This is a genomic window from Parafrankia sp. Ea1.12 (assembly GCF_900465275.1).
GTDB lineage: Bacteria > Actinomycetota > Actinomycetes > Frankiales > Frankiaceae > Parafrankia > Parafrankia soli.
In genome coordinates this window covers 1-12,340 of sequence record NZ_UBIZ01000096.1, presented here as the reverse complement: position 1 = coordinate 12,340, position 12,340 = coordinate 1, and the positions used below count along the sequence as shown (strand labels likewise).

Genomic DNA, 12,340 nt, shown 5'->3' with positions numbered 1-12,340 from the left:
CGCCCTCGAAAACTGGATCAGTCACTGGAACGAGAACGCCAGGCCCTTCAAGTGGACCAGGACCGCCGACCAGATCATCGACGCGATCGGGCACTACTGCGCGCGAATCTCCGGACCGGGACACTAGTTCTGGAACATCATGATCAACCGTGGCCCGCGGTGGCCGCGTCATCGACCCGACCCCGAACCCCTGCCCCGGGCCTGTCCCGGCGGGTGTCGTCGGGACGACGTCATCGTGTCCGTGTGGCCCGCTACGGGTGTCAAGCCGCGCCTACAGTGGACCAATGGCCGTTCGTGTAGTCCTCGCTGAGGACAACGCCCTGCTCCGGCATGGTCTGGCAACGCTGATCGAGCGTGCGGACGGCCTGGAGCTCGTCGGCACGGCGACCGATCGGCCGTCCCTGGAACAGGCGGTGCGCGACCACGATCCGGACGTGGTGGTGACCGACATCAGGATGCCGCCGTCCCGTTCGGACGAGGGCATCAAGGTCGCCGGGTGGCTGCGGCGGGAGCGCCCGGCGGTCGGCGTCGTCGTCCTCAGTCAGCACGCCGAGGCCACCTACGCCCTCGCGTTGCTCGAGGGCGGCTCGTCCGGGCGGGCGTACCTGCTCAAGGAGCGGGTGGCCGGCGTGGACGACCTGCTGCGGGCCATCCGCGCGGTCGCGGCCGGGGAGTCGGTGATCGACCCGGCGGTGGTGGAGGGGCTGGTCGCGGCGAACGCGCGCCGCCAGCACACCGAGCTGGACCGGCTGACCCCGCGCGAGCGGGAGGTGCTGAGCCACATGGCCCAGGGCTGGAGCAACGCGGCGATCGCCGGGACGCTCGTCCTGTCCGAACGGGCGGTGGAGAAGCACAGCAACTCGATCTTCGCGAAGCTCGGCCTGACCGACGAGCCCGACCTGAACCGGCGGGTGAAGGCCGTCCTGCTCTACCTGCACTCGGGGCATCGCCCCGCAAGCGGGTCGACGGGGAAGGTAGCCACACCGACCTGATGACATGGTCGCACCCTTGGGCACCGTGAGCCGCACGGCGAGACTGTGTCCATGAGCTCCCCTCCGGCGGTCTCCGTGCTGGTCGTTGACGACCAGCGGCCCTTCCGGCTCGCCGTGCGCGCGGTCCTGCGCCGTGCCGCCGGTTTCGTCCTCGCCGGTGAGGCCGAGACGGGCGAGGACGCGCTTACCGCCGCCGCCGAGCTGCGCCCTGACCTGGTGCTCATGGACGTCAACCTGCCCGGTATCGACGGCGTGGTCGCCGGCGCGCGCATCCGCGAGGACGCGCCCGACACGGTCGTCGTCCTGTGCTCGACGTACGGGCGGACGGACCTGCCGGCGGCCGTCGCGGCCAGCGGGCTGGACTACCTGTGCAAGGAGGACCTGGCGCCGAGCGTCCTACGCGAGATCTGGAGCCGGCGCACGCCGCCGTCCGATCCGCCCCGATAGCCCCCGATAGCCGGGGCTGGCCCGTGCGGGGGGTGGTCACTCCCCGCGCAGGACGGCCCCCGGCAGCAGCCGCCACGCGCGCCAGGCGGGCAGGGCGGCGACGAGCAGGCCGACGGCGATCGCGGCCGGCGGGAGCACGGCGAGCACCCGCACGGGTATCGCCAGGTCGGCGGACACCCCGGTCGCGGTCGCGATCTCCCACCAGACCAGACGTCCGATCAACATGCCGGCCGGGATACCGACGGCGACGGCCAGCGCCGCGCTCACGCACGAGGTCGTCAGCGGGATGCGGGCCGTCTGGGACGGTGTGAAGCCGAGGGTGCGCAGGATCGCGAGCTCGCCGTGGCGGCGCCGCCAGGTGGTTCCGGCGGCGTGACCCGCGGCGGCCACGGCCAGCGCGGCGAGCACGGTCTGGAGCAGGGCCGGGAGCCGGCCGATGCCGCCCAGGTTGGCGATCTCGGTCGGCGGGCGGCCGACGTCCAGCTCGTACTCGGTGCCCAGCGCGGCGGCGAGGTTCACCGGGTTCACCGGGTCGACGGCGCGGACGAGCGCGCTGCGCAGCGGCTGCGTCCGCTGGACCCGGGCGAGCGTGGCCGGCTCGACGAGCATGCTCTCGCCGAGCCGCTCCCCGCCGGGGACGGGGCCGATCCCGATGCCGACGACGGTGAGCACGGCGTGCCCGCCGTCGTTCGCCGCCACGCTCACCGTGTTGCCCACCCCGAGGTCGAACCGCTGGGCGGCCCGCGGGCCGAGGACGACCTCGTTCGGGCCCCGCGGCACCACACCCTCGAAGATCGTCCATCCCACCGCCCCGGTGGACGTCACCGGGCCGGCGCGCGTGGTCGCCTTCGGCGCGAGGGAGTAGACGGCGACGTCCTCGCCGGGGCTGGTGTCCCCCCGCCCGATCGCCCCGGGGCCGGCGTCGCCCGGGCCGTCGCCCTGGATGGGGTCCGGCGCCCGCAACGCCCGGCCCCCGGCGTCGACCTCGATGGTCGCGGTCGAGGCGTCGAGCATGCTGACGGCGGCGACCCGGGGGTCGGCCGCGAGCCGGTTGACGATCTCCGGGCGCGCGTCGGTGATCTCCAGATCCGCGTTCCATCCGTACCGCTGCGGCTCGTCGACCAGGCGGTTCATGCCGGCGGCGATCGTCGCGGCGGCGACCAGCCCGGTCACCCCGATGGCCGCGCCCGCGACGGCGGGCCGGCGGGTGGCCGGCGAGCGGTCCCGGCGGCGCCCGAGCGCGAACGCGGTTCCGATCCACAGCCAGACCGGGCCGCGCATGCAGGCCGCGCCGCGGGCCAGCGGGGATCCGGCCCCACCCTGGCCCGTCGCCGCCGATGCCGCCGCCGAGCCGACCGGTGACAGGGACGACGCGGCCGGCAGGGGTGACACGGCCGACGAGCCGAACCGGGCCGCCGGCCCGAAGGCCCCGGCCGCCAGGGCGGCCATGCCCAGGCGGGGCACGAGAGGTCCCGGGTCTGCCGGGCGACGTCCGGTTCGGGCCGCGGTGCCGCCGGCGAGCAGGAGGGTGATGAGCAGGCCCGCCGCTCCGGCGCCGCACACCAGCGCGACGTGCGGCGCGTAGCCCGGGTGGGGCTCCACCCAGGCGAGCGGCCCGAGCGGTTCCAGCAGGCCCGCGATGAGGGGGCCCGCGGCGGCGGTCACCCCGGCCAGCCCGGCGGCGGGCAGCGCCGCCAGCGTCCGCGCGCCGGCGCGGCCCAGCCCGGTCAGGCCGAGCACCGCCTCGATGCGCTGGGCGTGCGCGCTCGCCGCGTGGTGGCGGTAGAACGCCTGCCCGGCGGCGGCGAGGCCGGCGACGCCGACGACGGCGGCGAAGACGACCAGCCCGGTGACGAGGACGCGCTGGGTCGCGGCGATGCGGGCGTCGCCGTCGGTCGCCGGCCGGGACACCTGCAGCGCGGGGAACTCCCCGGCCAGCGGGTCGCGCGCCAGGCCGTCTCCCAGCCGCCGCAGCGCCGTGCTGACGGCCGCGACGGTCCGCGGGCCGGGCTCGAGCCGCAGCATGACCGCGGTGGAGACGGGATCGAGCCGGCTTGCCAGCGCTGGGCTGACAGCCAGCGGCATCTGCCGGGCGTTCTCGCTGGCCATCCTGGTCAGGCCGGTGATCGTCAGTTTCAGGACGGGCCCGCCCGGGGTGCCGAAACCGGTGTCGAAGCTGAGGAAGTCCGACGGCGTCAGCAGCCGCAGCCGCAGCGTGTCGCCGACGCCCACCCCCCACCGGGCGGCCGCCCGCTCGTCGAGGACGGCCTCGTCCGGCGCGGCCGGGTCATACCCGTGCCCACGGACCACCACGGGCTCGTACAGGCCGCGGTGATCGGCCGGGCCGCCGATGATGCCGATGTAGGCCAGCGACGGCTGGTCCTCCAGCCGCCCGACCATCCCGACGCCCGCCCACGCCTGCGCGACCCCCGGGATGGCGGCCACCCTGCGGGCCAGCTCCGGGTCGTCGCTGAAGTAGCTCACCTGGAGGTCCGCGACCGAGGAGGCACGCTCGAGTCGGTCGTGCGCCGTGGCGGTGCGCCGGACGAGCGCCGCCGTCCCGGCGACCACGGCGACGACCATGCCGATGAGCACGCCGAGGGCGACCAGTGCCGCCCACCGCCGCCGCAGCTCACTGCGCGCGATCATCCCGATCGCGCCGAGGACGGCCATCAGCCGCCACCCACGGGCACGACGCCGATGACGCCCGTCCCGGAGCCGGGGGACGACTCCCAGCGCAGCGTGCCGCCGATCGCGCCGATGCGGTCCGCCATGTTCGTCATGCCGTGGCCACGTGCGGAGCTCTCCGGTTCGAAGCCGGCGCCGTCGTCCCACACGGCGAAGGTGAGCGACCCCTCCCGCTCGCCGAGCGTCACCTCCACCGAGCTGCCGGGGGCGTGCTTGGCCGCGTTCTGCAACGCCTCCAGGCAGCAGAAGTAGACGGCGGCCTCGACGTCCGGGGGGTAGCGGCCGATGTCGTCGGCCCGCACCGTCACGCCCACCGTGGAACGCTGCCCGGCGGCCCGCAGCGCCTCGGTCAGGCCCGAGGACCGCAGCAGCGGCGGGTAGATGCCGTGCGCGAGGTTGCGGACCTCGGTGATCGTCTCGGTCACCTGCTCGGCCATGGCGGTGAGCAGCTCGTCGGCGGCGGCCAGGTCCTCGTCGCGTTCCGGCGCGCCGGGCCCGGACCCGTCGCCGTCGTTCGAGCCGCCGTCGTTCGAGCCGCTGTCGTGCGAGCCGCTGCCGTCCGAGTCACCGTCCGAGATGAGGTCGCGGACCAGCCGGAGGCCGACGGCGAGCGAGACCAGCTGCTGCTGCGCCCCGTCGTGGAGATCGCGCTCGATCCGGCGCCGCTCGGCGTCCGCGGTGGCGACCAGGCGGGCCCTGGAGCCGCGCAGCTCTTCGTTGGCGTGCCGCAGGTCGGTGAGCGCGTCGCGCAGGTTGGCGTCGAGCTGGCGGTTGTGCAGGACGGTGCCGACCCGTGTCCCGAGTTCGGCGAGCATCCGGTCCTCGGCCTCGGAGAACCGGGGGGCCTCCGGTGGCCGCTGGGCGACGAGCATCCCGAGCAGGGCGCCGCCGGCGCGGGCGGGGACGACCCGTACCTGGGTGTCCAGGTACCGGCGGGCGAGCTGGGGGACCCACAGCGACAGCCACCCGGGCCCCGCCACCCTGGTCCGCGCGAGCACGATGAGATCACCGGCGGTGAGGGCGATCGTCGAGCCGACCTCGGCGGGCCCGTCGGCGGTGGCACCGGGACCGCCCGCAGTACCGGAACCGCCCGCGGTGGGCCTACCGGCGTCCTGCCCACCGGCGTCCGGAGCGGCCGGGGGTGGGCTCTCCGGCGTCACGACGGCGGCGGTGAGGCGCCCGGCCGCGCCGGTCCAGATCTCCACCCGCTGCAGGGAGAGGCTGCGCCGCAGGGCGTCACCCAGCCCGGCCAGCGCCTCGTCCAGGCTGGTCCCGCGGCTCGCGTCCTCGCCGAAGGTCCGCAGGACGTCGTCGGGCGCGTACCGGGCGCCCCGCACGGCGTGCCGGACGAGCGCCGCCGTCCGGGCCCGCGCCCCGGCGGCCAGGACGGCGGCGAGGGCCGCCGCGATCAGGACCGGGCCGGTGAAGCTCTCGCCGCCGTCCGGCGGGCGGTGCCCGAGGGTGGCCAGCGCGCCCGCGAGGCCCACCGCCGCGATCGCGGCGAGGCAGGCGAGGTCGGCGGCGATGGTCAGAACGCGTTCGGAACGGCGCCGCGCGTGGGGCGCCCAGCCGGCGGCCACCCCGGCGGTGAGCAGGACGGCGTCCACGGCCAGCGGGGCGGACCATGGCGGCGTTCCGGCGCCGAGCAGCCGTGGGGCGGCGCACGCGGCGGTCACCGCGGCCCCGGCCAGGGCCGCCGCGGTGAGGAGCTGGCGCCGCGGGTGGGTCACGCCGACACCTCGGCCCGCCCACGGCCGGCGCCGCCGCCCGCAACCGTGGCGCCGCCCGCACCGGCGACGCCGGCCGCAACCGTGGCGCCGCCGGCACCGGCGACGCCGGCCGCACCTGTGCCGGCACCGGCACCGCCGCTCGCGCTGGTGGAGACGCGACCGTCGCGCATGGTGACGATCCGCTGTGCGCCGGCCGCGACCTGCGGGTCGTGGGTGACCATCAGGATGGTCTGCCCGCGCTCGTGTAGCCGGGTGAACAGATCGAGGACCTCGGCGGCGCCGGCGGAGTCGAGCGCTCCGGTCGGCTCGTCGGCGAGCAGCACGGTCGGCTCGTTCGCGAGCGCGCGGGCGATCGCCAGGCGCTGGCGCTGGCCTCCGGAGAGCGTGCCCGGCATCGAGTCAGCCCGCTCGAGCAGCCCGAGCAGGTCGAGCAGGTCATGCCCACGCCGGACGGCGGCCCGCCGGCCCGCCCCCGACAGCCGGGCCGCCAGCACGACGTTGTCCGCCACGGACATCGCCTCGAGCAGGTGGAAGAACTGGAACACCATCCCGACGTGGTGGCGGCGCAGTCGGGCGAGGTCGGCCTCGGACAGCGCGGTCAGCGCGATGCCGGCGACGGTGACCGACCCGTCGTCGACCCGCTCGAGCCCGGCGACGACGTTCAGCAGAGTCGACTTGCCGCTGCCGGACGGCCCCATCACCGCGACGAACTCACCGCGGGCCACGGTCAGGCTGGCGCCCCGCAGCGCGTGCACCGGGGCGGTCTCGGCATCGAAGGTGCGGTACACCGACCGTAACCGGACGGCGGGCTCCTCCGAACCCGTGCCCGGCGACCCCGGCAACTCCGGCAACTCCGACGACCGGGGCGGTTCTGACGACCTGGACGGCTCCGGCGACCCCGGCGATTCCGACACGGCAACCGCGCTCCTTCACACCCCGCGCCCCGTGATCCGGACGCCCCGCCCCTGCCGCCCCGATGGCCCGGGGAACTGACCATTTCACCCGACGGCTGCGCCGCGCGGTAGGCGGGCACCCAGCCGGTGCGGGTGGTGGTGGCCTCACCCGTTCCCGCAGGGTGCCAGGCTCGCCGCGCGACGCTCCGCTCCCGGATCGTGACCGCGACCATCTGCCCCGTCTCGCGGCATTCCTGGCGAATGTGCCGCGGCCACGGCGGTGCGGACCGACCGAGGAGCAGGAGACCCACGAATGCACACCTGGAACCCGTCCGATGTCGACCGGGACCGTGCTGACCGGGACCGTTACGACTCCCCGGACACCTTCGATCTGCACGGCCGCCCGCGTCGCTCCGATGGGCGCTGGCCGCTGGCGGGCGCGGCGGCGGCCGTCCTCGGGGCGCTCGGCTCGTTCGTCCTCGGCTGGGACCCGGACGAGGGGATCACGCAGGCCGGGACGGACGCAATCTACCGCGAGGCGGGTGAGCACGGGTCCGTCATCAGGGCCGGGGCCTCGCTGGGGTTCGTGGCCGTCGCGGCGCTGATCGTGTTCGCCGCCGGTTTCACCCGGGCGCTGGGCCGCCGGGCGCCGGGCGCCGGACAGCCTCGCCGTGCCGGTGATGCGGACGGCCTTCGGCGCGGCGGCCGCCTGCCTGATCTTCGCCTTCGGCCTCAAGCACGTGCTCGCCGGTGGGGTGCCCGGCGGCATCGACGACAACTTCTACACGCCGGCCGACGTCGAGGTGTTCAGCGTGCTGGTCAGCCAGATGCAGTACGCCGCCTGGTGGGGTGTCGTGCTCGCCGCCGCTGCCGCCGCGCTGGTTCGGGGCCGTGAGCGTGGCGCTGTCCGGCATATCGATCGGCGCCACCCTGCCGGTCGGGCTGCCTACTCGGCGGGCCTGCTGGCGCCGCTGTGGCTGCTCGCCGCCGCCGTGGCCGCGTACCGCATCCGGCCCGCGGACGCCGCCCGCGGCCGGCACCGCTGAGCCGGGCCGGGCCGCTGAGCCGTGTTGCTGAGCCGGGCCGAGGGTGGGCCGGATGGTGTCCTCACCCCGGTCCACCAGGTGGCATGTCGCATCTGGTGGTACTGGCATCCCTTGCACCGCAACGTGATCATATGCGTGCAGTGGGTGGGATGTGGTCTGTCGGCAGCCTGACCGGTAACTCGCTCGATTTGGTGGGTTCATCTGCGCAGACTGGGTACGTGCACCCCATGGCCCGCCACCGCAGTCCTGCCTCGCCGCGCCGGTCCACCCGCCCCGGTGGCCACCGGCGTGCCGTGCGTCCCGCTGTCACCGCCGCCACGGTCGTGGCCGCCGGCGCCGTCACGGTCGGCACGGCGTTCGCGGTGTCGGGGTCCACCTCGGTCGCGCCGCCGGTGCCCGCGCAGCGGGTCGGCGTGGTCACGGCGAGCGTCGGCGGGCCCGGCACCGTGGTGCCCTCGGCGCAGGAGTCGTCGGTGATCGTGAACGCGGTCCGGAGCAGCGCCCTCACGTCCGCCGTCCCGCCGGAGAGCTACCGGGTCACGGGCACCGTCCTCGCCCGCAGCGACCAGAGCTGGGCCTGGGTCGAGCTCGTGCCCGTCACGGACGAGGTCGACCGGGCCGAGGGCGTCCTGCACCGTGGCGACTCGGGGTGGGAGCTGATCCAGATCGGCAGCTACGAGGTCGGCTGTGGCATCGTCCCGAGCGCCGTCGCCGCGGATCTCGACCTGGAGTGCCCGAGCGACCAGCCCGGCTTCGACGCCTGACCGGCGCCTCGGCTGAGGCGCCCGTCCGGCGCGTGGCGCCCGGGGTTCGAGTGACCGGCGACTGGAGCCCCGGGTCCGAGGCCGCCGGGCTGGGCCCACGGCGAGCCCGGCCCGGCAGGTCGGCCGTCCGACCGCTGTCCGTCAGCCGTACTGCGGCGGCTGGCCGGCCAGCGGCGCGGCGGCGGGGTTGTTGTTCGCCGCGAGCAGGTCGCGGATCTCGGTGAGCAGCTTCGCCTCGTCGCTGATCGCCGGCTCCTCCTGCGGCTCCGGTTCCTCGCCACGCTGGCGCATCTCGTTCGCCTTGGCGAGCGGCAGGACGATCACGAAGTAGATCACCGCCGCGACAACGATGAACGCGATCACATCGTTGATGAACGTCCCGTACCTGAACTTGCTGTCGTTGATGGTGAACGTCAGGCTGGAGAAGTCCGGCTCGCCGCCGATCGCGGCGATCAACGGCGTGAGGATGTTCTTCACCAGCGACTGGACGACGGCCGTGAACGCCGTGCCGACGACCACCGCGATGGCCAGGTCGACGATGTTGCCCCGCATCAGGAACTGCTTGAAGCCCCGCAGCCCCGGAGTGATCAGCCGCGTCGGGGGCTCGACGACACCGCGACCACTACTGACGACCTTCCGCCACCCGAACACGCCTGTTCCTCCACAACCTCGGACCAAAACTGCCGAGGGGAGGCTATAGCCGGATGATCGGGAGTAAAGCCCCAGGTCATCGGATGCGTGAGATCCGGGTGCGCAGCCCGGTCAGCGCGCCGAGTCCGGCGTGTAGGTGATGTCCCACAGCCGGGCGGTCTTGTCCGTGCTGGTGGTGGCCAGCAGCAGGCCGTAGGGCGCGAACGCGCAGGCCATGACGGTGCTGCTGTGACCGGTCAGCGTCGCCACCGCCGTCCCGGTGGCGACGTCCCACAGTCGGGCGGTGTCGTCGGTGCTCGCCGTCGCCAGCAGGACGCCGTCCGGGGAGAACGCGCAGCTCTGCGCCGAGCCGGGCAGGGTGAGTGTGGTCGTCCCGGTCGGGGTGTCGGTGAGACGGGTGCCGTCGTTGCTGGTCGTGGCCAGCAGCAGGCCGTCGGGGGAGAACGAGCAGCCGTTCGCGAAGTTGGTGTGCCCGGCCAGGCTCGTGATCGTCTCGCCGATCGTGACGTCCCAGAGCAGGGTCGACTCGGCGCCCGCGGTGACGAGGAGCCGGCCGTCCGGGGAGAACGCGCACCCGTACACCGAGCCGCGGTGCCCGGTCAGCGTGGCGATGTTGGTTCCGGTCGAGACCCCCCACAGCTTGACCGTGCGGTCCGTGCTGACCGTCGCGAGCAGGCGGCCGTCCGGGGAGAACGCGCAGCCGTAGACGGGGCCTTTGTGGCCGGCCAGGGTGAGGGCCAGCCGCTCGGTCGCGATCTCCCAGATCCGCGCGGTCTTGTCGCTGCCGGTGGTCGCGAGCAGGTCGCCGTCCGGGGAGAACGCACAGCCGTGCACTGCGGAGATCTTGCGCCCGCTCAGCCGTCCGACGGTGCGGCCGGTGGTCGTGTCCCACAGCCGGGTGCCGTCCTTGCTGGTGGTGGCGAGCAGCCGGCCGTCGGGGGAGAACGCGGCGGAGGTGACGTCGCGTTCGTGCCCGGTCAGCGTCACCCGCGTCGTCACCTCGACGTTGCGGGACGGTCGGTTGCTGCGCTCGAATCCGCGCAGGTCGGCGGGCCGGGCCGAGCCGGCCGGCGCGGGGCCGGACGGCAGCGTCGTGGCCAGCCAGTCGACGTCGCGCACGGCCGAACCCGGCTCGGCGTGGGTCTCCACGAGGCTGCCCGGACCCTCGGCGGCCAGGTCGAACAGCGCGCCGTCGGTCAGCCGGACGCGGGCGAGCACCGCCCCGGCGTCGAAGCGGGCCCCGGGTTCGACCAGCCAGCGGACCATCGTGGCCCGCCCGCCGGGAATGTCCCAGCGGGCCGGGCGCACCACCGGGTCGGGCCGTGCGGCGACGGTGCGCCGGGTCGAGACCGTCGCCGCCCAGGAGGCCGCGCCGAGCACGACGGCCTGGTCCGGCTCCGGGGCGGTGAACACGTGCTGGTGCGGCCAGTCGGTGCCGACGCCGAGCCGGCCGGCGAGGATCTCGGTGACCACCGGCATCCGCGACGAGCCGCCGACCGGCAGCACGCCGTCGAGCTGCCCCGGGCTGATGCCGGTGCTCTCCAGCAGGTGCTGGCAGCAGGCCATCGTCCGGGCCAGGGTCGGGGAGGCGAGCTTGTCGAACCGGTCCCGTTCCAGGCTGACGAGCAGGCCGGCGGGGCTGAAGACGTCCTCGACGAAGGCGACATCCGTGAGCTGGTGCTTCACCGCGCGGGCGAAGTCGAGCAGCTCGTGGCGGGTCCGGCTGGCGGCGGTCTGGAACACCTCGCCGACGCCGGTCGGGTTGAGCAGCGGCTCGAGGCCCGGCCCGTAGTGGCCGAGGATCTCGTCGAAAAGCAGCTGGTCGAAGTCACGCCCGCCGCAGTCGTGCAGGCTGGCGTGCCCGAGCAGCTCGTGGCGGCCGTCCTCGCCGACCACCACCAGGGCCGCCTCGAACGTCCCGCCGCCGAGGTCGTAGACGAGGACGAGGTTGCCGGGCTGCGGGCCGGCGGGGCCCATCGGCGCCCAGGCTGCGGCGACTGGTTCGGCGAGCAGGTCGACGTCGACGAAGCCGGCCTCCTCGGCGGCCCGGATCATCGTCCGCCGCAGCGGCCCGGCCGGGTCGTAGCTGGCCGGCACGGTCACGACCGCCCGGCGCAGCGCCTCCCCGGCGAGCTGGACCTCGGCCTCGGCGCGCAGCGCCGCCAGCACCGCGGTGACCAGCGCGGCCGGCTGGTGGGCGCGGCCGTCCAGGGTGACGGCGGCGTTCCTGGTCAGGTCACGTTTGACCCCGCCGCGGTAGGCCGCGGGCCAGATCCGCTTGCGGCGCTCGGCGAGGGTGCCGACCACCAGCAGCTCGCCGTCGGCGAACACGGAGGCCGGCCAGCCGGCGGCGCCGCTCGCGGGTTCCCGGACCGTGGCCACCTTGCCGTCGACGACCAGCGCCGCGGACGCGCTGTAGGTGCCGTAGTCGATCGCGAGGATCGGCTCCACCACCGGCACCCTCCCCGTCGACGTCGCAGGCCTACATAACCGGACAGAGGTGATCCCTCACCGCCGGTCGGGCGTCCGACCTGTTGATCAAGGTGAGTTGTCCGGAGATGGCCGAAGCATCCCGGGAATCGTAGCGACGGTCGCCCACGGGCCGCCGGGCGCGTCCCACCAGGGATGTCCGTGACCGCTGGGCGTGGCCGTCCGACGTCATGGCGCGACCGGTCGGGCCGGGGGGAAGCCGCGGTGGCCGACGGGTGGCTGACCGGTGGCCGACGGGTGGCCGCGCGATCACGGACCGGCAGCGCGGGGGTGTGCCCCGCGGTGACGCGGGTAGGCGACGAGAGAGATCACCAGACGCCGGCGCGCGGCGAGCGGGTCTGGGCCATGCGGAGACGAGGAGGTTCCGACCATGTGGACCAGGAGCATGGGGTTGATCAACAGGGTGGACGTCGGACCGGATGACGGCGGGGGCGTAGCCGCGGGCGGAGCCCAAGGTGGCGCCGCCGGAGCCGCCACGGGTGGTGCCGGGGGTGGTGTCGTGGCAGCGGGTCCGGGGTTGATCTGGCGCGCGGTGACGCCGCCCGGCCCGGGGCCCGACCCCGTCCCGCCCAGCCCGGTTCCCGATCCGGTGCCGCCCGGCCCGGGCCCGGACCCGGTGCCGCCGGGCCCGGGCCGGGC

General features: G+C 75.1%; 9 protein-coding genes. 4 read left to right on the top strand and 5 right to left on the bottom strand.

The window, feature by feature from the left end:
- Positions 1–284 precede the first annotated feature (284 nt).
- Both FMEAI12_RS01990 and FMEAI12_RS01985 read left to right on the top strand, forming a co-directional pair.
- A complete protein-coding gene (locus FMEAI12_RS01990; protein WP_018500389.1) occupies positions 285–992 on the top strand; it encodes a response regulator transcription factor in 708 nt (235 codons plus the stop codon).
- A 51-nt stretch (positions 993–1,043) separates the two neighbouring features.
- Positions 1,044–1,439 (top strand): response regulator transcription factor, encoded by a 396-nt coding sequence (locus FMEAI12_RS01985; protein WP_020463902.1) that lies wholly within the window; start codon positions 1,044–1,046, stop codon positions 1,437–1,439.
- Between the two features lie 36 nt (positions 1,440–1,475).
- On the opposite strand, the gene FMEAI12_RS01980 is transcribed toward FMEAI12_RS01985, so the two are convergent.
- From FMEAI12_RS01980 to FMEAI12_RS01970, 3 genes are read right to left on the bottom strand one after another with little or no spacing between them, the layout of a single operon-like run.
- On the bottom strand, positions 1,476–4,112 hold the full coding sequence (locus FMEAI12_RS01980) for an ABC transporter permease (RefSeq protein WP_112104775.1): 2,637 nt from the start codon (positions 4,110–4,112) through the stop codon (positions 1,476–1,478).
- A complete protein-coding gene (locus tag FMEAI12_RS01975; RefSeq protein ID WP_112104774.1) occupies positions 4,112–5,857 on the bottom strand; it encodes a GAF domain-containing sensor histidine kinase in 1,746 nt (581 codons plus the stop codon). The genes FMEAI12_RS01980 and FMEAI12_RS01975 overlap by 1 nt, the downstream gene beginning before the upstream one ends.
- Positions 5,854–6,699, bottom strand: coding sequence for an ABC transporter ATP-binding protein (locus FMEAI12_RS01970; protein ID WP_368672045.1), 846 nt, complete (start codon positions 6,697–6,699; stop codon positions 5,854–5,856). Before FMEAI12_RS01970 ends, FMEAI12_RS01975 begins: the two co-directional genes overlap by 4 nt.
- A gap of 722 nt (positions 6,700–7,421) precedes the next feature.
- On the opposite strand from FMEAI12_RS01970, the gene FMEAI12_RS36960 reads away from it, so the two are divergent.
- Both FMEAI12_RS36960 and FMEAI12_RS01960 read left to right on the top strand, forming a co-directional pair.
- Entirely contained in the window at positions 7,422–7,796 is a 375-nt protein-coding gene (locus FMEAI12_RS36960) for a hypothetical protein (RefSeq protein WP_200835150.1), read from the top strand.
- Between the two features lie 293 nt (positions 7,797–8,089).
- Positions 8,090–8,560 (top strand): hypothetical protein, encoded by a 471-nt coding sequence (locus FMEAI12_RS01960; protein ID WP_235013597.1) that lies wholly within the window; start codon positions 8,090–8,092, stop codon positions 8,558–8,560.
- Between the two features lie 141 nt (positions 8,561–8,701).
- On the opposite strand, the gene mscL is transcribed toward FMEAI12_RS01960, so the two are convergent.
- Both mscL and FMEAI12_RS01950 read right to left on the bottom strand, forming a co-directional pair.
- Entirely contained in the window at positions 8,702–9,211 is a 510-nt protein-coding gene (gene mscL / locus FMEAI12_RS01955; protein WP_200835148.1) for a large conductance mechanosensitive channel protein MscL, read from the bottom strand.
- 111 nt (positions 9,212–9,322) lie between these two features.
- Positions 9,323–11,665: an Hsp70 family protein gene (locus FMEAI12_RS01950; RefSeq protein ID WP_112104773.1), complete on the bottom strand. Its 2,343-nt coding sequence runs from the start codon at positions 11,663–11,665 to the stop codon at positions 9,323–9,325.
- Positions 11,666–12,340 lie beyond the last annotated feature (675 nt).

Excerpts from the sequence above, each read along its gene's own strand:
- FMEAI12_RS01990 (WP_018500389.1), top strand. The coding sequence starts at position 285 with ATGGCCGTTCGTGTAGTCCTCGCTGAGGACAACGCCCTGCTCCGGCAT.
- FMEAI12_RS01985 (WP_020463902.1), top strand. The coding sequence starts at position 1,044 with ATGAGCTCCCCTCCGGCGGTCTCCGTGCTGGTCGTTGACGACCAGCGG.
- FMEAI12_RS01980 (WP_112104775.1), bottom strand. The coding sequence starts at position 4,112 with ATGGCCGTCCTCGGCGCGATCGGGATGATCGCGCGCAGTGAGCTGCGG.